This window comes from Streptomyces hypolithicus (assembly GCF_052934925.1).
Genome location: NZ_CM128811.1, coordinates 4,244,338 through 4,263,830, shown reverse-complemented (window position 1 = coordinate 4,263,830; position 19,493 = coordinate 4,244,338). Strand labels below are relative to the sequence as shown.

General features: G+C 69.3%; 18 protein-coding genes. 7 read left to right on the top strand and 11 right to left on the bottom strand.

Features of this window, described 5'->3' with window-relative positions; genetic code table 11:
• Positions 1 to 148: 148 nt before the first annotated feature.
• Positions 149 to 715: a GNAT family N-acetyltransferase gene (locus ACU6WZ_RS20115; RefSeq protein ID WP_447029484.1), complete on the bottom strand. Its 567-nt coding sequence runs from the start codon at positions 713 to 715 to the stop codon at positions 149 to 151.
• Between the two features lie 99 nt (positions 716 to 814).
• Here ACU6WZ_RS20115 and ACU6WZ_RS20110 point away from each other — a divergent pair, with 99 nt between their 5' ends.
• Positions 815 to 1,360: a glutamate ligase domain-containing protein gene (locus ACU6WZ_RS20110; protein WP_447029483.1), complete on the top strand. Its 546-nt coding sequence runs from the start codon at positions 815 to 817 to the stop codon at positions 1,358 to 1,360.
• Positions 1,361 to 1,531: 171 nt separating this feature from the next.
• On the opposite strand, the gene ppdK is transcribed toward ACU6WZ_RS20110, so the two are convergent.
• The 4 genes from ppdK to ACU6WZ_RS20090 all read right to left on the bottom strand — a co-directional run bounded on the left by ppdK (position 1,532) and on the right by ACU6WZ_RS20090 (position 7,732).
• On the bottom strand, positions 1,532 to 4,279 hold the full coding sequence (gene ppdK / locus ACU6WZ_RS20105) for a pyruvate, phosphate dikinase (protein WP_447029482.1): 2,748 nt from the start codon (positions 4,277 to 4,279) through the stop codon (positions 1,532 to 1,534).
• A 374-nt stretch (positions 4,280 to 4,653) separates the two neighbouring features.
• Complete coding sequence (gene dusB / locus ACU6WZ_RS20100) at positions 4,654 to 5,793, bottom strand: tRNA dihydrouridine synthase DusB (protein WP_447029481.1); 1,140 nt, start codon at positions 5,791 to 5,793, stop codon at positions 4,654 to 4,656.
• A gap of 106 nt (positions 5,794 to 5,899) precedes the next feature.
• Positions 5,900 to 6,112 (bottom strand): DUF6243 family protein, encoded by a 213-nt coding sequence (locus tag ACU6WZ_RS20095; protein ID WP_447029480.1) that lies wholly within the window; start codon positions 6,110 to 6,112, stop codon positions 5,900 to 5,902.
• 234 nt (positions 6,113 to 6,346) lie between these two features.
• Complete coding sequence (locus ACU6WZ_RS20090; RefSeq protein ID WP_447029478.1) at positions 6,347 to 7,732, bottom strand: glycine--tRNA ligase; 1,386 nt, start codon at positions 7,730 to 7,732, stop codon at positions 6,347 to 6,349.
• Between the two features lie 179 nt (positions 7,733 to 7,911).
• On the opposite strand from ACU6WZ_RS20090, the gene ACU6WZ_RS20085 reads away from it, so the two are divergent.
• From ACU6WZ_RS20085 to ACU6WZ_RS20070, 4 genes are all read left to right on the top strand, one after another.
• On the top strand, positions 7,912 to 8,889 hold the full coding sequence (locus tag ACU6WZ_RS20085; protein ID WP_447029477.1) for a metal ABC transporter substrate-binding protein: 978 nt from the start codon (positions 7,912 to 7,914) through the stop codon (positions 8,887 to 8,889).
• A gap of 59 nt (positions 8,890 to 8,948) precedes the next feature.
• Positions 8,949 to 9,731: a metal ABC transporter ATP-binding protein gene (locus ACU6WZ_RS20080; protein WP_447029475.1), complete on the top strand. Its 783-nt coding sequence runs from the start codon at positions 8,949 to 8,951 to the stop codon at positions 9,729 to 9,731.
• Between the two features lies 1 nt (position 9,732).
• Positions 9,733 to 10,641 carry a metal ABC transporter permease gene (locus ACU6WZ_RS20075; RefSeq protein ID WP_447029474.1) on the top strand — a complete coding sequence of 303 codons (909 nt, stop codon included), beginning with the start codon at positions 9,733 to 9,735 and terminating at the stop codon, positions 10,639 to 10,641.
• A gap of 65 nt (positions 10,642 to 10,706) precedes the next feature.
• On the top strand, positions 10,707 to 11,138 hold the full coding sequence (locus ACU6WZ_RS20070; RefSeq protein ID WP_447029473.1) for a Fur family transcriptional regulator: 432 nt from the start codon (positions 10,707 to 10,709) through the stop codon (positions 11,136 to 11,138).
• 99 nt (positions 11,139 to 11,237) lie between these two features.
• On the opposite strand, the gene ACU6WZ_RS20065 is transcribed toward ACU6WZ_RS20070, so the two are convergent.
• The 5 genes from ACU6WZ_RS20065 to recO form a co-directional block, all read right to left on the bottom strand.
• Positions 11,238 to 11,687 carry a response regulator gene (locus tag ACU6WZ_RS20065; protein WP_447029471.1) on the bottom strand — a complete coding sequence of 150 codons (450 nt, stop codon included), beginning with the start codon at positions 11,685 to 11,687 and terminating at the stop codon, positions 11,238 to 11,240.
• Positions 11,684 to 13,468 (bottom strand): sensor histidine kinase, encoded by a 1,785-nt coding sequence (locus tag ACU6WZ_RS20060; RefSeq protein ID WP_447029470.1) that lies wholly within the window; start codon positions 13,466 to 13,468, stop codon positions 11,684 to 11,686. Before ACU6WZ_RS20060 ends, ACU6WZ_RS20065 begins: the two co-directional genes overlap by 4 nt.
• A complete protein-coding gene (locus tag ACU6WZ_RS20055; RefSeq protein ID WP_447029468.1) occupies positions 13,468 to 14,676 on the bottom strand; it encodes a PP2C family protein-serine/threonine phosphatase in 1,209 nt (402 codons plus the stop codon). Before ACU6WZ_RS20055 ends, ACU6WZ_RS20060 begins: the two co-directional genes overlap by 1 nt.
• Positions 14,677 to 14,849: 173 nt before the next feature.
• Positions 14,850 to 15,689: an isoprenyl transferase gene (locus ACU6WZ_RS20050; RefSeq protein ID WP_447029467.1), complete on the bottom strand. Its 840-nt coding sequence runs from the start codon at positions 15,687 to 15,689 to the stop codon at positions 14,850 to 14,852.
• 79 nt (positions 15,690 to 15,768) lie between these two features.
• Complete coding sequence (gene recO, locus ACU6WZ_RS20045) at positions 15,769 to 16,515, bottom strand: DNA repair protein RecO (RefSeq protein WP_447029465.1); 747 nt, start codon at positions 16,513 to 16,515, stop codon at positions 15,769 to 15,771.
• Positions 16,516 to 16,729: 214 nt separating this feature from the next.
• Between recO and ACU6WZ_RS20040 the strand changes: the two genes are divergently transcribed.
• Positions 16,730 to 17,074: a hypothetical protein gene (locus tag ACU6WZ_RS20040; protein WP_447029464.1), complete on the top strand. Its 345-nt coding sequence runs from the start codon at positions 16,730 to 16,732 to the stop codon at positions 17,072 to 17,074.
• A 244-nt stretch (positions 17,075 to 17,318) separates the two neighbouring features.
• Complete coding sequence (locus ACU6WZ_RS20035) at positions 17,319 to 18,704, top strand: FAD-dependent oxidoreductase (protein ID WP_447029462.1); 1,386 nt, start codon at positions 17,319 to 17,321, stop codon at positions 18,702 to 18,704.
• Positions 18,705 to 18,732: 28 nt separating this feature from the next.
• Here ACU6WZ_RS20035 and ACU6WZ_RS20030 read toward each other — a convergent pair whose 3' ends face one another.
• Positions 18,733 to 19,428 carry a TerB family tellurite resistance protein gene (locus tag ACU6WZ_RS20030; RefSeq protein ID WP_447029461.1) on the bottom strand — a complete coding sequence of 232 codons (696 nt, stop codon included), beginning with the start codon at positions 19,426 to 19,428 and terminating at the stop codon, positions 18,733 to 18,735.
• Between the last annotated feature and the right edge of the window lie 65 nt (positions 19,429 to 19,493).

Here is a 19,493-nt window from a genome sequence, read left to right as displayed (position 1 = left end):
AGTGTCCGGCTGGGTATCAGGATGCGGTCGGCGGGTGGGGATCCGCCGACCGCATCCTGCCCGGATTTCGACGAAGAATGGCGTAATTCAACTGCCGTTGAGCCATTGTTGAAATACTGTTCTTCTGGTCCGGCAGAGAGCCCGTGACTTACAACTCCAACGAGGTGTGTCCCTGGTCACGTTCCTCCTTCAGAACGCCGTAGACCAGGGAGTCGCGCCAGGCACCGCGCACGAAGACATGTCCCCGGATGCGGCCTTCCTCGGTCATGCCGGCGGCCAGGAGGGTCTTGGCGGACGCCTCGTTCTTCGGGGCCCGGGCCGCCCAGACACGGTGCAGATCCAGATCGTCGAAGGCCAGGTCAAGGAGCAGGTGAACGGTCTCGGTGCCGTAGCCGATCCCCCAGGCGTCCGAACGCAGGGCGAATCCGATCGTGGCGGCACGCTGCTGGTGGGGGTCCAGGGCGAGACGTGCGTAGCCGACCAGACGGCCCGTCCCGCCCTCGGTGACGGCCAGCGCGTACTCCTCGCGCGGGGTGGCGCCGGCAGAGGCGATCGAGCGGGTCACGATCCCCGCGACCTGCTCGCGGGTGCGCGGTTCGAAGGAGAGATGCTCGGTCGCCTCGCTGCTGCCGTAAACGGCATGGACTGCGTCCTCGTCGTCGACGGTCAGTTCGCGTATGGCGAGCCGGGGACGGTTGCGGACGACCGGGTACATGGTCCGGACTCTACGCAAGGCTCAGCGGGGCAGAGCAAGAGTGGGCCGGGAGAACGCTTCGATCTCCTCACGCAGTTCGCGGGCGACTGCCGCATCGCGGTGAGTGTCCTGCAGGAGAGCCGTACGGACGCGGCGGGCGGAGTGGATGATGCCCGCGTTGTGCTGGTCGGTCGGCAGGTCCAGGACGGGGCGGACCGCTGCACCGGCTCCAGCGGACGCATGCAGATCCTGACTCGTCCAGACGGCGTCACCGTCATCAACGACGCCTACAACGCCAACCCCGACTCCATGACGGCAGCTCTCAACACCCTCGCCTCACTCACCACGCCGGACCGCACCATCGCCGTCCTGGGCGAGATGCGGGAGATCGGGGACGAATCCGGCCCCGCTCACCGGGAGATCGGCCGCACCGCTGCCCGGCTCGGTCTCCGCCAGATCATTACGGTTGGCGGACGTGCCGCCTCCGCCATGGCTGAGGCGACACAGGCAGAGGGGATCATCGCAACTCATGTCACAGACAAGGAGCGCGTACCAGCTCTGCTCAGCAAGATCCTGACCGCTGGGGACCACGTCCTGGTGAAGGGCGCCAATGCCCTCGGCATGGAGACCACAGCACAACAGATCCTGCGGCAGGAGATTGATTGAGCGGCAGGCGGCTCGGCCGGTAAAGGCGGTGCGGACCGCTGGACGTGTGTGACAACGAGGCGGTGGCACCCTCCTGGGAGGGTGCCACCGCCTCGTTGTCACACCGGAGCCGTTGCCTGTTCGACGAGGGCCGGGGCAAACCGACGGAGCTCGGGTGGTCTGCGCTGTCGGTCAGCGCGAGTCGCTGCCCGAGGGCTGCTGCGCCGCCGCCCGGCCCGCCTCCAGGCGGGCCACGGGGATGCGGAACGGCGAGCAGGAGACGTAGTCCAGGCCCACCTCGTGGAAGAAGTGCACCGACTCCGGGTCACCGCCGTGCTCGCCGCAGACGCCGAGTTTCAGGTCGGGCCGGGTGGCGCGTCCGGCCTCCACGGCGGAGCGTACGAGCGCGCCGACGCCGTCCCGGTCGATCGTCTCGAACGGGGAGACCCCGAAGATGCCCTTCTCCAGGTACGCGGTGAAGAAACTCGCCTCGACGTCGTCGCGGGAGAAGCCCCACACGGTCTGGGTGAGGTCGTTCGTACCGAAGGAGAAGAACTGCGCGGCCTCCGCGATCTGGCCGGCGGTCAGCGCGGCGCGCGGCAGCTCGATCATCGTGCCCACGGTCAGCTTCAGCTTGGTGCCGGTGGCGGCCTCGACCTCGGCGATGACCTGGTCGGCCTCGTCGCGGACGATCTCCAGCTCCTGCACGGTGCCGACGAGCGGAATCATGATCTCCGGACGCGGGTCGCCCTTGGCGTTCTTGCGGTGCGCGGCCGCCTCGGCGATGGCGCGTACCTGCATCGCGAACAGACCCGGGATGACCAGGCCCAGGCGTACCCCGCGCAGACCCAGCATGGGGTTCTGCTCGTGCAGCTTGTGCACGGCCTGGAGCAGGCGCAGGTCGTTCTCGTTGGCGTCCTTGCGGGACTCGGCGAGCGCGACCCGCACCGACAGCTCGGTGATGTCCGGCAGGAACTCGTGCAGCGGCGGGTCGAGCAGCCGCACGGTCACGGGCAGCCCGTCCATCGACTCGAACAGCTCGATGAAGTCGGCCTTCTGGAGCGGCAGCAGCGCGCCCAGCGCCTGCTCGCGCTCCTCGTCGGTGTCGGCCAGGATGAGGCGCTCGACCAGTTCGCGGCGCTCGCCGAGGAACATGTGCTCGGTGCGGCACAGGCCGATGCCCTGGGCACCGAAGCGGCGGGCGCGCAGGGCGTCCTCGGCGTTGTCGGCGTTGGCGCGCACGCGCAGCCGGCGGACCCGGTCGGCGTACGCCATGATCCGGTGCACGGCCGCGACCAGCTCGTCGGCGTCGTCGGCGCCGGCGTGCATGCGGCCCTCGAAGTACTCGACGACCGGCGACGGTACGACGGGCACCTCACCGAGGTAGACCTTGCCGGTGGAGCCGTCGATGGAGACGACGTCGCCCTCCTCGACGACGACCCCGCCGGGGGCGGTCAGCCGGCGGCGCTTGGTGTCGACCTCGATCTCCTCGGCGCCGCAGACACAGGTCTTGCCCATGCCGCGCGCCACGACGGCGGCGTGCGAGGTCTTGCCGCCGCGCGAGGTCAGGATGCCCTCGGCGGCGATCATGCCGTCGAGGTCGTCGGGGTTGGTCTCCCGGCGGATCAGGATGACCTTCTCGCCGGACCGCGACCACTTGACGGCGGTGTACGAGTCGAAGACGGCCTTGCCGACGGCTGCGCCCGGCGATGCGGCGATACCCCGGCCCAGCTTGTGGGTCTTCGCTTCGTCATCGAAGCGCGGGAACATCAGCTGCGCGAGCTGCGCGCCGTTCACCCGCTGGAGCGCCTCGGCCTCGTCGATCAGGCCCTGATCGACGAGCTGCGTGGCGATGCGGAAGGCGGCGCCGGCGGTGCGCTTGCCGACGCGGGTCTGGAGCATCCACAGCTGGCCGCGCTCGATGGTGAACTCGATGTCGCAGAGATCCTTGTAGTGGGTCTCCAGCGTCTCCATGATCTGCATGAGCTGGTCGTACGACGCCTTGTCGATGTTCTCGAGGTCGGCGAGCGGCACGGTGTTGCGGATACCGGCCACGACGTCCTCGCCCTGCGCGTTCTGCAGGTAGTCGCCGTAGACGCCCTGGTGGCCGCTGGCGGGGTCGCGGGTGAAGGCGACGCCGGTGCCGGAGTCGGGGCCGAGGTTGCCGAAGACCATCGAGCAGATGTTGACGGCCGTGCCGAGGTCGCCGGGGATGCGCTCCTGGCGGCGGTAGAGCTTGGCGCGGTCGGTGTTCCACGAGTCGAAGACCGCGTTTATGGCGAGGTCCATCTGCTCGCGCGGCTCCTGCGGGAAGTCACGCCCGGCCTCGTCGGAGACGATCTTCTTGAACTTGCGGACGAGCTTCTTGAGGTCACCGGCCTCCAGGTCGGTGTCGACCGTGACCTTCTTGGCGTGCTTGGCCGCCTCCAGCGCCTCCTCGAAGAGTTCGCCGTCGACGCCGAGCACGGTCTTGCCGAACATCTGGATGAGGCGGCGGTAGGAGTCCCACGCGAAACGCTCGTCTCCGCCGACCTGCTTGGCGAGCCCGGTGACGGACTTGTCGGAGAGCCCGATGTTCAGGACGGTGTCCATCATGCCGGGCATGGAGAACTTGGCGCCCGAGCGGACGGAGACGAGCAGCGGGTTGTCGGCCTGGCCGAGCTTCTTGCCCATCTTCTGCTCAAGGGCGTCGAGGTGGCGGCTGACCTCGGCGCGCAGGGCGTCGGGCGCCTCGCCGCTGTCGAGGTAGACCTTGCACGCCTCGGTGGTGATGGTGAAGCCCGGAGGGACGGGCAGCCCGAGGTTGGTCATCTCGGCGAGGTTCGCACCCTTGCCGCCCAGCAGGTCCTTGAGGTCCCTGTTGCCCTCGGTGAAGTCGTAAACGAACTTCTGGCCCTCAGGCGCGGGGGTGACTGCGTGAAGATCTTTGTTTTCCGACACGGGTCTCGACTCCTCGAGGCTCGGTGGCTGCCCTGACGGCGAGGAACATACCCAGATCGAAGGTGCCTGGGTACGTCCACCTGACTGTCATGCGGCCTTAACCACTCGTCCGCCAGCAGATCGAAAGTGGTCGAGGGTTCGGGGCGACCAGAGGTGATTGTTCAAGAGTTGTACGCATAAATACACTGCGCAGCTAGATCCACGTAGATCATCAACATAGAGTGACGAATGGTTTGATCGATCAAATCAAAAAAGGTGGCACCCAGTGCCACCTTTTGAGAGATGCAACCACAGAGAAGCTGCTCATCTGAGCAATGACCCCATCAGGCGTGGCGAGAATCACGTCACAGATGAGCCCCACCCAGACCCGGATCTCAGCCTCCGGACGTGTCCAGCTCCGCTTCGGCGCTCACACCGGAGCAGTCATAGGGGTCCTTCAGCCAGCCATCCGGCAGGACAACCCGCCCATTGCTGGACGAACGACCCCGAGGGCCGTCCGCACCCACCGGCCACGACTGGTCCAGATCAAGCTCGCTCAGATGAGCGTCCATTTCGTTCAGCGATGAGGAGATGGCGAGCTTCTTCCGCATCTCCGAACCGACCGAGAACCCCTTGAGGTACCAAGCCACGTGCTTACGGAAGTCAATGACCCCCCGTGCCTCGTCGCCGATCCAGTCGCCGAGGAGTTCCGCGTGCCGGCGCATGACCCCGGCCACCTCGCGCAGCGTCGGGGCGGCGTACGCGTCCGTACCCTCGAACCCGGCGACCAGGTCCCCGAACAGCCACGGCCGCCCCAGGCAGCCGCGTCCCACGACCACGCCGTCGCAGCCGGTCTCGCGCATCATCCGCAGGGCGTCGTCGGCGGACCAGATGTCGCCGTTGCCGAGTACGGGTATCTCGGGGACGTGCTCCTTGAGCCGGGCGATGGCGTCCCAGTCCGCCGTGCCGCCGTAATGCTGGGCCGCGGTGCGTCCGTGCAGCGCGATGGCGGTGACGCCTTCCTCGACGGCTGTCCGGCCCGCGTCGAGGTAGGTGAGGTGGTCGTCGTCGATGCCCTTACGCATCTTCATCGTCACGGGCAGCGCGCCCGCGTTGGAGACCGCCTCATTCAGGATCGCCCGCAGCAGGTGTCGCTTGTAGGGAAGCGCGGAGCCGCCGCCCTTGCGGGTCACCTTCGGCACGGGGCAGCCGAAGTTCAGGTCGATGTGATCGGCCAGGTCCTCGTCCACGATCATGCGGACGGCTTTTCCCACGGTGGACGGGTCCACTCCGTACAGCTGGATCGAGCGCGGCGTCTCACTCGCGTCGAAGTGGATCAGCTGCATGGTCTTCTCATTGCGCTCCACCAGCGCCCGCGTGGTGATCATCTCGCTGACGAACAGCCCCTTGCCCTGCGAGAACTCGCGGCACAGGGTGCGGAACGGGGCGTTGGTGATGCCGGCCATGGGCGCGAGCACCACCGGCGGCTGCACGGAGTGCGGGCCGATGGAGAGCAGAGGGAGCGCGGTGGTCATGCGCCCATTGTCCCGTACGCATGGGGGTGGGCCCGGACCGTCCCGTACGCATGCGGGTGGGCCCGGACCGCTCGCTGCGGTACGGGCCCACCACGTCTCGCCGGTGTCAGGCCTGGGCCTGGGCTTCCCCGGCCGTAGGCTCGGCGCCGTCCTCCTGGGTGCCGGTGCGCTCACGCATCTTGCGCAGCAGCTCCTCCTTGTGTTCGGCGGCCGTCTTGCGGTCGGCGTTGCGCGTGGGGCCGTTGTCCGCGAGTTCGGCGCGGGACATCCTCTTGCGCTGCCCGCCTACGCCGAGAAGGTTGTTGCGGCTCTTTGCCACGGGGTTCTCCCGAAGTGATGAGAAGTGATCTGCGGATTCGTCTGGTGGGGGGCGGACGTGGGATCCGCCGCGCTCTCACTCGTAGATCTGGAAGAACATGCACGCGACATTACCGGGCCGTGGCGGCCCCGGTCACCAGATTTTCCGCCGCCCGGCGGGCCCAGCCGGCGCCGCCCGCACGAAGGCCCCGGCTCCGCAGCGGCGGAACCGGGGCCTTGGCGACGTACAGCCGGGTCAGCAGCCGAGGAGGCGGCCGCCCAGGTAGGACTGGATCTGGTCCAGCGAGACGCGCTCCTGCTTCATCGTGTCGCGCTCGCGCACGGTGACGGCGTTGTCGTCGAGGGTGTCGAAGTCGACGGTCACGCAGAACGGCGTACCGATCTCGTCCTGACGGCGGTAGCGGCGGCCGATGGCGCCCGCGTCGTCGAACTCGATGTTCCAGTTCTTGCGCAGGTCGGTCGCCAGGCCCTTGGCCTTCGGCGACAGCTGCGGGTTGCGCGACAGCGGCAGCACGGCGACCTTGACCGGCGCCAGGCGCGGGTCGAAGCCCATCACGGCGCGCTTCTCCATGACGCCCTTGGCGTTCGGCGCCTCGTCCTCGCGGTACGCGTCGAGCATGAAGGCGAGCATGGCGCGGTTCACGCCGGCCGCCGGCTCGATGACGTACGGAGTCCAGCGCTCGCCGGCCTCCTGGTCGAAGAACGACAGGTCCTGGCCCGACGCCTTGGAGTGCGCCTTGAGGTCGAAGTCGGTGCGGTTGGCCACGCCTTCGAGCTCGGAGAACTCACTGCCGCCGAAGTTGAAGCGGTACTCGATGTCCGCGGTGCGCTTCGAGTAGTGCGAGAGCTTCTCCGCCGGGTGCTCGAACCAGCGCATGTTCTCCTCGCGCAGGCCCAGCTCGCGGTACCAGCTCCAGCGCTGCTCCATCCAGTATTCCTGCCACTGCTCGTCCTCGCCCGGCTTGACGAAGAACTCCATCTCCATCTGCTCGAACTCACGCGTGCGGAAGATGAAGTTGCCCGGAGTGATCTCGTTGCGGAAGGACTTGCCCATCTGGGCGATGCCGAACGGCGGCTTCTTGCGCGAAGTCTGCTGCACCTGGGCGAAGTTGGTGAAGATGCCCTGCGCGGTCTCCGGGCGCAGGAAGGCGCGCGAGCCGGTGTCCTGGGTCGGGCCGAGGTGGGTCTCCAGCATGCCGGAGAACTGCTTGGGCTCGGTGAACTGGCCCTTGGTGCCGCAGTTGGGGCAGTTGACGTCGGCCAGGCCGTTCTCGGGGGTGCGGCCGCTGTGCTTGGCCTCGTACGCCTCGATCAGGTGGTCCGCGCGGTGCCGCTTGTGGCAGGCGGTGCACTCGGTGAGCGGGTCGGAGAACGTCGCGACGTGACCGGACGCCTCCCAGACCTCGGGGGCCAGGATGACGGAGGAGTCGAGACCGACCACGTCCTCGCGCCCGACGACCATGGAACGCCACCACTGGCGCTTGATGTTCTCCTTGAGTTCGACACCCAGCGGTCCGTAGTCCCAGGCGGCCCGGGAGCCGCCGTAGATCTCACTGCACGGGTAGACGAAGCCACGGCGCTTGCTCAGGCTGACGATGGTGTCGATCTTGTCGGCGGCCACGGTGCTCTCTTCATTACGACGACGACGAACGGCGAATGCTTCAGATTACCGGCGGCCGGTACCCCAGGATCAAATCGGTGTACCGGGACGGGATCACACCTCGGACCACACCTCTCATTACGCCCAGATCACACCCTCATTATTGACAACCGTTTCCAATTTTGTTGAAAATGGGTGTCATGAACGTACGACGACGCCTCATACCCACCGCCGCAGCCGTCACGCTCGGCCTGCTGACCGTCTCCGCCTGCTCCAGCTCCGGGGCCGCCGAGAAGAACAGCCAGGGCAAGCTCGACGTGGTGGCGTCGTTCTACCCGATGCAGTACCTGGCCGAGGAGATAGGCGGCGAGCACGTCGCCGTGTCGACCCTGACGAAGCCGGGCGTCGAGCCGCACGACCTGGAGCTCAGCCCCAAGCAGGCCGTCGGGCTCGGCGAAGCGGACATGGTCCTCTACCTCAAGGGTCTCCAGCCCGCCGTCGACGAGGCCGTCGAGCAGTCCGGTGTGGAGAACACCGTCGACGCCGCCGGCCTCACCCACCTCGAAAAGCACGCGGACGAGCACGCCGGCGAGCACGGGGAGCACGCCGGGGAAGAGCACGCCGAGGAAGAAGGCCGCCACGACCACTCCGAGACCGGCGGCGACCCACACGTCTGGCTGGACCCGGTGAAGTACGCCGAGGTCGCCAACGGGGTCGGCAAGGCCCTCCAGAAGGCCGACCCCGACAACGCGGCGGCGTACAAGAAGAACACCGAGGCGCTGGTCGGAAAGCTCGACAGCCTGGACAAGAAGTTCGAGAACGGCCTGAAGAACACCTCCACCAGGACGTTCATCACCACTCACGGCGCCTTCGGCTACCTCGCCGAGCGCTACGACCTCAAGCAGGAGAGCATCTCCGGCATCGACCCCGAGTCCGAGCCGAGCCCCGCCCGCATGAAGGAACTCCAGCGGACCGCCAAGGACGACAAGGTCAGCACGGTCTTCTTCGAGACACTCGTCAGCGACAGGACCGCAAGGACGCTCGCGAGCGACACCGGCCTGACGACCGACGTCCTGGACCCGCTGGAGGGAATCACCGGCAAGTCGAAGGGCGCTGACTACACCGAGGTCATGGAGTCCAACCTCACCGCGCTGGAGAAGGCCCTCGGCGCGAAGTGAAACGCAAGCACACCGTCGGCCGCCCGGCCGGCACCCGAGCAGCATCGGAGGCGCGAGCCATGAAGCCTGAGCAGCCCGTCACGTCCGGCCCCGTGATAGCCCTGCGCGGCGCCACGGCCACGCTCGGCTCGCGCCCCGTGCTGCGCGGCATCGACCTCACGGTGCACCGCGGCGAGACCGTCGCCCTGCTCGGCGCCAACGGTTCCGGCAAGTCCACCGCTGTTCGCTCCGTGATCGGTCAGGTGCCACTCACCGGCGGCAGCGTCGACCTCTTCGGTACGCCGCTGCGCCGCTTCCGCGACTGGTCGCGCGTCGGGTATGTACCGCAGCGCACCACCGCCGCGAGCGGTGTGCCGGCGACGGTGCGCGAGATCGTGTCATCCGGCCGGCTCTCCCGGACGAAGTTGCGCCTGCCGTCGAAGGCCGACCGCGCGGCCGTCGAGCGCGCCATCGGCCTCGTCGGCCTCGCCGACCGCGCGAAGGACTCCGTGAACGCGCTGTCCGGCGGCCAGCACCAGCGCGTCCTGATCGCCCGCGCGCTCGCCTCCGAGCCCGACCTGCTGATCATGGATGAGCCGATGGCGGGCGTGGACCTGGCCAGCCAGGAGATCCTCGCGGCGACCCTGCGCGAGCAGGTCGCGGCCGGCACGACCGTCCTGCTGGTGCTGCACGAGCTGGGGGCGCTGGAGCCGCTGATCGACCGGGCCGTCGTACTGCGCGACGGCTGCGTCACCCACGACGGACCGCCGCCCGAGGCCCTGGGCCAGCACGCACTGCCCGGCCACGACCACGTACATCCCCACGCGGCTTCCGAGCCCGTCCGGACGGGACTGCTGACCTGACATGGAAATCCTCGAATCGGCCCTCATGCAGCGAGCACTGCTCGCCGCCGTCCTGATCGGCATCACCGCCCCCGCCGTCGGCCTCTACCTCGTCCAGCGCCGCCAGGCGCTCATGGGCGACGGCATCGGCCACGTCGCGATGACCGGAGTCGGGCTCGGCTTCCTGCTGAACAGCAATCCGGTGTGGATGGCCACGCTCGTCTCGATCGTCGGCGCCATCGCGATGGAACTGATCCGCTCCTACGGCCGGCTGCGCGGCGACATGGCGCTGGCCATGCTCTTCTACGGCGGCATGGCGGGCGGCGTCCTGCTGGTCAACCTCGCCCCGAACGGCTCCACCGGGAACCTGACCTCGTATCTCTTCGGCTCGCTGGCGACCGTCTCGGACACGGACGTCGTCACGATCTGCGTGCTCGCCGCCTTTGTGATGCTGGTCACCATCGGACTGCGACGCCACCTCTTCGCCGTCAGCCAGGACGAGGAGTTCGCCCGCGTCACCGGACTGCCGGTGCGGGCGCTGAACCTGCTGATCGCCGTCACCGCCGCCGTCACCGTGACCGTCGCCATGCGGGTCGTCGGCCTGCTGCTGGTGAGCGCCCTGATGGTGGTCCCGGTGGCCGCGGCGCAGCAGATCACCCGGTCCTTCAAGGTCACCTTCGTGCTGGCCGTGGCCATCGGCACGGCCGTGACGCTGGCCGGCACGGTCACTTCGTACGAGTACGACGTGCCGCCAGGCGCGACCATCGTGCTGCTCGCCATCGCCGCGTTCATCGCCCTGACCGCCTTGGCCGCGCCGCTGGCCCGGCGCAGGGCCAGGGCGGTGCCCGAAGCCGGGCCGGTGGCCGGCTGTAGCGTGGAACCGGGAGCTCTGCCGGACTCCCGCGGCACGACCGGCGGCGTCAAGGTCTGACCGCTGGTCGCTCTGAAGCTGGCAGAATGGCCCGACATATGTACGGGCGACCAGAGGAGGCACCTGTGACGACTGCGGGAACCCCGTCCCCGGTGCGTGGCCGGTCCACCCGGCAGCGGGCCGCCGTAGCGGCGGCGCTCGACGAGGTGGATGAGTTCCGCAGCGCGCAGGAGCTCCACGACATGCTCAAACACCGGGGCGACTCGGTCGGGCTGACAACGGTCTACCGCACCCTGCAATCCCTCGCCGACGCGGGCGAGGTCGACGTACTGCGCACCAGCGAGGGCGAGGCGGTCTACCGGCGCTGTTCGTCGGGCGAGCACCATCACCACCTGGTGTGCCGGATGTGCGGCAAGGCGGTCGAGGTCGAGGGCCCCGCGGTGGAGAAGTGGGCCGAGGCCATCGCGGCCCAGCACGGCTATGTGAACGTGGCCCACACCGTGGAGATCTTCGGCACCTGCGTCCAGTGCGCGGCGGCCGTGTCGGCGCAGGGCTGAGCGGCCCCGGAACGAAGCAAGCGAGCAGCGCGAAGGCCCGCCCGCCCCCCTATGTGGGGTGCGGGCGGGCCTTCGCCGTGTCGGCTCAGCGGCCGTACTTCAGCGGCCGTACTTCGGCAGCCGTACGACCGACACCCAGAAGTCGTCGATCTGCCGGACAGCGGCGATGAACTGGTCCAGGTCGACCGGCTTGGTGACATACGCGTTGGCGTGCAGCCGGTAGCTGCGCACGATGTCCTCCTCCGCCGACGACGTGGTGAGGACGACCACCGGGATGTGCGCGAGAGCGTCGTCCTGCTTGATGCGCTCCAGCACCTGCCGCCCGTCGTACTTGGGCAGGTTGAGGTCGAGGAGAATCAGGTCCGGGCGCGGGGCCTGGGTGTGGTCACCCTGCCGGTAGAGGAAGTCGAGCGCCTCCTGGCCGTCGCGGACGACGTGGAGCTCGTTGCGGATCTTGTTGTCCTCGAAGGCTTCCCTGGTCATCAGCTCGTCGCCGGCGTCGTCCTCGACCAGGAGGACCACGATCGGTTCCACGTCTTCTTCGCTCATGATGCTGCTCCTGTCGGGGTGGCCTCGGCGGGCTCACGCTCGGTGGTGCGCTCTGCGCTGGTCCCGGTGGTCACGTCGCCCTCAGTGGTCCCGTCGCCCTCGGCGGCCGTCGGTTCGTCCTCGGCGGCCTTCGGCTCGGCGTCCTCGTCGGCCGGCAGGCTGAAGCAGATGCGGGCGCCTTCGGCGACCGAGGTGTCCAGCTGAATGTGGCCGCCGTGCTGCTCGACGATCTTGCGGCAGAGTGCGAGACCGATGCCCGTGCCGGCGTATTCGTCACGGCCGTGCAGCCGCTGGAAGATCACGAAGACCTTCTCGCTGAACTCCTCGGGAATGCCGATGCCGTTGTCGGCGACGCAGAACTTCCACAGGCCGCCCTCGCGCTCGCAGGTGACGGTCACGGTGCACGGCCGGTCGGGATGACGGAACTTGATCGCGTTGCCGAGCAGGTTCTGCCACAGCATGACCAGGGTGGTCGGATCGCCCCGCAGCACCGGAAGTGGCCGGCCTTGTACGTCAATCGTGGCGCCGCTGTCCTCCACCGACGCGGCGAGATTGCCGAGGGCCCGGTCGAGCACGCCGTCCAGCGACACCTCGGACCTGACTTCGCCCACCCGGCCGACCCGGGAGAAGGTCAGCAGGTCGTTGATGAGAACCTGCATCCGCTTCGCGCCGTCGACGGCGAAGGCGATGTACTGCTTGCCGCGGTCGTCGACGGTCTCGCCGTACCGCTTCTCCAGCAGCTGGCAGAAGGACGCGACCTTGCGCAGCGGCTCCTGGAGGTCGTGCGAGGCGACGTACGCGAACTGCTCCAGCTCCGCGTTGGAGCGGCGCAGGTCGATCGCCTGCGCGTCCAGGTCGGCGGCCTGAGCGGCCAGCTTCGCCTCACTCGCCCGGGTCACGGCGAGCTCGCCGGCGATCCGCTCGCGCATGGCCTCGACCGTGGCCCCGACCGCCTGGACGTCCGAGGGGCCGTGAACGAAGATGCGGCTGTCGAACTCGCCTCCGGCGACCCGGTCGGACGCGGCGCGCAGCTGGTGCAGCGGCCGCACGACCATGCGGTGCAGCAGCACGGCGAGAACCACCCCGGTCGCGGCGAACACGGCGAGCATGGCCGCGAACGTCCAGTCCCGCAGCTTGCGGGCGCTCTCCGCCTCGGCGCGCGTCTCGGCCTTGGCCTCGTCGATACGGAGTTCCTGGGCCCGCATCAGGGAGCGCAGCTCGTCGAAGCTCTTCTTGTTCGCGAAGAGCTTCGACTCCACCTTGGCGGGGTTCTCCCCGGCCCGTACCGAGGCGATCATCGGCTCGGCCTGTTCCCTGCGCCACTCGTCGGCCTTGCGCACCACGGCGGACAGGTCGGCGCGGAAGTCCCCGTCGTCGAGCAGCTGAGAGACGGTCGCCCGGCTGCGCCGTTCGTCGCGGATGCCCTGGTCGTACGGTTCGAGGAAGGTCTCGTTGCCGCTGAGCGCGAAGCCCCGTACGCCCGTCTCCTGGTCCAGCAGCGCCTTGTGCAGCTGGAGGGTGGCCGAGCGGCCGGGCTCGATGTGGTCCGACAGGGCGGCGTTGCGCTCGGCGGCGGTGCTGAGCACCTGGGCGCCGACCAGCGCGCAGACCACCAGCAGGAAGGCCATGGACAGCAGGACCAGGCGGATCCAGCCCTGGACCGAGAGACGTCCGAGCAGTCTGCTCCGGGTCCCCGCAGGTCCGGTGGGAGCCTGGCCGGGCCCCGTGGGGGCCTGCCCGGCTCCGGCCGCCTTCGCGGACGGTGGGGCGGAAGTGCTCATCAATCGTTCTCCCATGCGAGGTGCAGTACGGCTATGTCGTCGGAGAGGCCGCCGTGCGGTGCGGCGGCCGCCGCTGCGCCGTCGACCATCGCCTGGACGAACGCGGGGGCGGGCAGGCCGGCGCACCGCTGGGCCATGGCGAGCAGACCTTCCTCGCCGAGGCGGGTGCGGGGGCCGGTCAGCCCCTCGAACAGCCCGTCGGTGAAGAGCACGAGGCCAGTGCCGGGGTCGAGCGGCAGGACGGTCTCCGGCCAGCTGGAGTACCCGGGCACCAGCCCGAGGGCCAGCCCGCCCGGGGCGTCGTACCAGCTCGTGCCGGTGGTCGCGCGGACGAGCATGCCGGGGTGGCCGGCCCGGACGACCCGGACGCTGCGCCGGTCCGGCGGGAAGACAAGGCTGGTGAGGGTGACAAAAACCTGGTCGGCGGGTCTCTCGGCCGCCAGGATCTCCTCCAGCAGGCGCATGAGCGCGGGGCCCGTGCAGCCGCTGAGGACCCCGGCCCGCCAGGCGACGCGCAGGCACACCCCGAGGGCCGCCTCGGCGGCGCCGTGGCCGGAGACGTCACCGATCACGGCGTGCACGGTTCCGTCGTGCATCTGGACGACGTCGTAGAAGTCACCGCCGAGCAGGCCCTGTTCGCGGCCGGCGTCGTAGCGCGCGTCGACCTGGAAACCGGAGCTGCGCATCAGCGGCACCGGGAGCAGACCGCGCTCCAGGCGGGCGTTCTCCTCGGCGCGCAGCCGCCCCAGTCGCAGGGCCGCCGCGGCGGCCTCGACCTGCTTGCGCTGGAGGGAGTAGCGGACCGCGCGGCTGAGTATCCCGCCGTCGAGGAGGCCCTTGGCGAGGTAGTCCTGGGCGCCCTCCGCCACCGCGGCCTGGCCCGCCTCGGCCTCGGCGAGGCCGGTGAGCACCACGATGGCGGCGTCCGGGTGGGCGGCGAGCACCTGGCGTACGGCGTCGAGGCCCTGGGCGTCGGGCAGGTGGAGGTCGAGGAGGACGCAGACGGGGCCGTTGTGGCCGCCGAGGAACTTCCGGGCCTCGGCGAGCGACTTGCACCAGGTCGCCTCGACCGGCAGCTCGCTGTCCGCCAGCACCTCGGTGAACAGCAGGGCGTCACCGTCGTCGTCCTCGACAAGCAACAGCGCCGCCGCGGGGTCCCATGCCGACAGGCCCGCTCGAGCGATTGCCTCGACCGTGGTCTCGGACATCGCAGATTGCGCAGCCACCATTTCCCCACCCCACCTTCACTACGGCCGTACTGCCGTGCGTTCCGGTGAGGAATCGTACTGCCCGCACGCCCCGGCACTCAGCCCTCTGCTCGCAGCCGTACCCGCCAGGCCGTGGGGCCCGTGAGATGCGGCACAGCCGTGGCTCGGGACGCTCAGGCCCCGGGGTCGGCGGCCTGCGGCGCTTCCTGCTCCTCGTTCGGGGCGGCCCCGCCGAAGCGGCGGTCGCGTCGGGCGAACTCCAGGCAGGCCCGCCACAGGTCACGGCGGTCGAAATCCGGCCACAGGACGTCCTGGAAGACCATCTCGGCGTACGCGCTCTGCCAGATCAGGTAGTTGGAGGTGCGCTGCTCGCCACTGGGGCGTACGAACAGATCCACGTCCGGCATGTCCGGGTAGTAGAGGTACTTCGCGAGGGTCTTCTCACTGACCTTCGACGGGTCGAGCCGCCCCGCCTTGACGTCCTCGGCGAGCGCCTGCGCCGCGTCCGCGATCTCGGCGCGGCCGCCGTAATTGACGCAGAAGTACAGCGTGAGCTTGTCGTTGTCCTTGGTCTGCTCCTGCGCGACCTGGAGTTCCTGGACGACGGACTTCCACAGCTTGGGCATGCGCCCGGCCCAGCGGATGCGGATACCGAGCTCGTCCATCTCGTCGCGCCTGCGGCGGATGACGTCCCGGTTGAAGTTCATCAGGAAGCGCACCTCGTCGGGCGAGCGCTTCCAGTTCTCGGTGGAGAAGGCGTACAGCGACAGGTTCTTGACCCCCATCTCGATGCAGCCCTTGAGCACGTCCATGACGACGCCCTCGCCCACCTTGTGGCCCTCGGTGCGCGGCAGCCCGCGCTCCTTGGCCCAGCGGCCGTTGCCGTCCATGACGATCGCCACGTGCTCCGGGACCAGCTCACCGGGGATCTTCGGGGGCCGCGCACCCGAGGGGTGCGGTTCCGGCGCCTTGTACTCCCGCCGGTTACGGCCCAGAATCCCGCGTCGTGCCATGAGCTTCGTCTCCCTCGGTTCAGAGTGACCGGCGCATGGGGGGCGGCGTCGCGGCCCACCCCCCAGGTGCCGGTCACTCTCACTTCTCTACGTATCGCAGCGAGCGCAGTCCGCGCTCCAGGTGCCAGTGCAGATACGCCGACACCAGCCCGCTGCCCTCCCTGACGTGCCGCGCCTCACAGCGGTCCGCCGTCTCCCAGTCCCCCGTGAGCAGCGCGCTGAGCAGGCCTACGGCCTCCGCCGAGGGTACGACGCTTCCGGGCACCCGGCAGTCGCCGCAGATGACTCCGCCGGCCGCGACGGAGAAGAAACGGTTCGGCCCGTCGAGGCCGCAGCGCGCGCAGTCGGTGAAGCTCGGCGCGTAGCCGTTGACGGCGAGCGAGCGCAGCAGGAACGCGTCGAGGATGAGGGTCGGGGCGTGCTCGCCGCGGGCGAGGGTGCGCAGGGCGCCGACGAGCAGCAGGTACTGCTGCACGGCGGGCTCGCCCTCGTGGTCGGTGAACCGCTCGGCGGTCTCCAGCATGGCGGTGCCGGCGGTGTAGCGGCCGTAGTCGGTGACGATTCCGCCGCCGTACGGGGCGATGGTCTCGCTTTGGGTGCACAGCGGCAGCCCGCGCCCGACAAGTTCGCTGCCGCGCGAGAAGAACTGCACATCCACGTGCGAGAACGGCTCCAGCCGGGCCCCGAACCTGGACTTCGTACGCCGCACCCCCCGGGCGACGGCCCGGACGCGCCCGTGGCCCCGGGTGAGGATCGTGATGATGCGATCCGCCTCCCCCAGCTTCTGGGTACGCAGCACGATGCCGTCGTCGCGGAAGAGACTCATACGGGCCATTGTCGCGCAGTCGCCGCCCGCTGGGGCAGGGCGGTCCCGCCGCGGCCACGGGACGCGCACGGGAGGGTCCGGGAGAGCCATGCGAGCCGGACCCATCGGCCGTCCGCATGACGTCGTGGCGTGTACGGCGGGGCGGCCGGGTGCGCGTGTGGTGGGCTCAAAGGGCATCAGAGCCCACCCCCTCCACACATTCAGGAGAGCGCACATGCTTCGTCGCATCGCGATCACCCTCGCCGGTATCACCGCCGCCGGCTTCATGGCGGCCGCGCCCGCCGCTGCCATGGACTACGACGGCGGCTACTACGACGGCCACAAGATCGGCTACTCGCACTCCGAGCTCGAGTACGCCAACATCGGTGGCCCCTACGGCATCACCTTCCTGGAGGGCTCGCACACCTCGGCCTACGGCAAGTACGGCAAGAACAAGTACGACAGCTACGACAAGCACGACGAGTACGGGCACAACGGCGACGATGGCCGCAACGGTGACTACGGCCACAAAGACGACTACGACAAGGGCCACCACGACGACAAGGGTGGCCGCTGGTAGGACGCCGCCCCGAGGCTGATCCGATCGGCCCCGCGTCCACGGTCTTCCGTGGACGCGGGGCCGTTTCCGTGCCGGGCCCGGCCGACCGCCGGGAAGGCTGTCTTTGAGAGGCCATAAGGTCCGCTTATGAGGTCATAGGCACGGGTCACGTACCTGAGCGGTCATCTCACTGCCTAGGCTGGCGGAAGACACCTGTCGCCGTTCGAATGCCATGCTCGAATGCCACCGCTCGAAGGGAACACCCATGCCCCGCCCCCTGCGGGTCGCGATCGTCGGTGCCGGCCCCGCCGGCATCTACGCCGCCGACGCCCTGCTGAAGTCCGACGCCGCCGCCGACCCCGGGGTGTCCATCGACCTCTTCGAGCGCATGCCGGCCCCCTTCGGGCTGATCCGGTACGGCGTCGCCCCTGACCACCCCCGCATCAAGGGCATCATCACCGCTCTGCACCAGGTCCTGGACAAGCCGCAGGTGCGGCTCTTCGGCAACGTCGACTACCCGTCCGACATCGGCGTGGACGACCTCCGCACGTTCTACGACGCGGTGATCTTCTCCACCGGTGCGAGCGCCGACCGGGCGATGGACATACCCGGCATCGGACTCGACGGCTCGTACGGGGCCGCCGACTTCGTCTCCTGGTACGACGGCCACCCCGACGTCGCCCGCACCTGGCCGCTGGAGGCCGAGAAGGTCGCCGTGCTCGGCGTCGGCAATGTCGCCCTGGACGTGGCCCGCATCCTCGCCAAGACCGCCGACGAGTTGCTGCCGACCGAGATCCCGCCGAACGTCTACGACGGGCTGGCCGCCAACAAGGCACTCGAAGTGCATGTCTTCGGCCGCCGCGGCCCCGCGCAGGCGAAGTTCAGCCCGATGGAGCTTCGCGAGCTGGACCACTCGCCGAACATCGAGGTCGTCGTCAACCCCGAGGACATCGACTACGACGAGGGCTCCATCGCCACTCGCCGCGCCAACAAGCAAGCGGACATGGTCGCCAAGACGCTGGAGAACTGGGCGATCCGGGACGTCGGCGAGCGCCCCCACAAGCTGTTCCTGCACTTCTTCGAGTCGCCCACCGAGGTCGTCGGCGAGGACGGCAGGGTCGTCGGCCTGCGCACCGAGCGGACACGGCTCGACGGCACGGGCAACGTCACCGGCACGGGCGAGTTCCACACCTGGGACGTGGGGGCCGTCTACCGCGCGGTCGGCTACCTCTCCGACGAACTCCCTAAGCTGCCCTTCGACTTCACCACGGGCACCGTCCCGCACGAGGGCGGCCGGGTCGTCGAGGCCGACGAGCACCTCACGTCGACGTATGTCACGGGCTGGATCAAGCGTGGCCCGGTCGGCCTGATCGGCCACACCAAGGGCGACGCCAACGAGACGGTCGCCAACCTCCTCGCCGACCACCGCGAGGGCCGGCTCCCCGACCCGGCGGCGCCCGCCGAGGACGCCGTGACGGGCTTCCTGGACGACAAGGAGGTCGCGTACACGACATGGGAGGGCTGGCACCACCTCGACACCGCCGAGCGCGCCCTGGGCACCACGCAGGGCCGCGAGCGAGTCAAGATCGTCGAGCGCGCGGACATGCTCCTGGCCAGCAGGCCCGTACCGGCGGCCCCGGCCCAGGACTGATCACGCCTGTTCAGGATGTTCAGGGTGCTCAGGAGGCCGTGCGCGCGGCCCTGAGCAGCCGGACCGTGTCGTCCGGGGCAATGAGCAGCGCACGGCCGACGATGGCCAGCACCTCGCGTTCGCCGGCGCTGTACGGGCCGTCGGCGAGCGCGATCGCGGCGCCCTGAAGCAGGATCGACTCCCGGCCCGCGGCGGCCAGGTGCGGGGCGAGCGGTTCCAGTGCCTCGTGCAGTTCGATGGCGAGTGCGGCGCCGCACGGCTCGCTGGGCGCCTCGTACGCCCCGGGGAGGCGTCCGGTGTCGGCGGCGAGGGCCTCGATGAGGGTGGTGAGCTGGTCCTCGGTGCAGTCGTCGTAGCCCGCGGCGCGCACCGCGGCGACGGCGGTGACCCGCACCGTACGCGAGGACGTGCCGCCGGCGAGAAGGACCGCGAGGGCGACCGTGTGGACGGCGTCGCGGAGCATCGCGGAGAACCGCACGGTGGTGGGGTGGTTGAGCGCCTCGGTGCTGAAGTGGCCCTGGCAGGCGGCGCATTCGACGACCGGGCCCGTGCTGCCGCGCGACAGCAGCGGCAGGCCGAGCACCGTGAGGCGTCTGCGGCCCGTACGGCGGCGGTAGTTGCGGTCGCCGCCACAGCCCGGGCAGAAGAAATCACCGTCGCCGATCGTGCTCCAAGCGGTGCGAATGCCCCATACGCATTGTTTCCGCCTTCGGGCTGGCAGCACGTCGCACCTCCGTAACGCTCCGGCAACACTGCCGCATTGACGTGATGTTAGCCACATCAGTGATG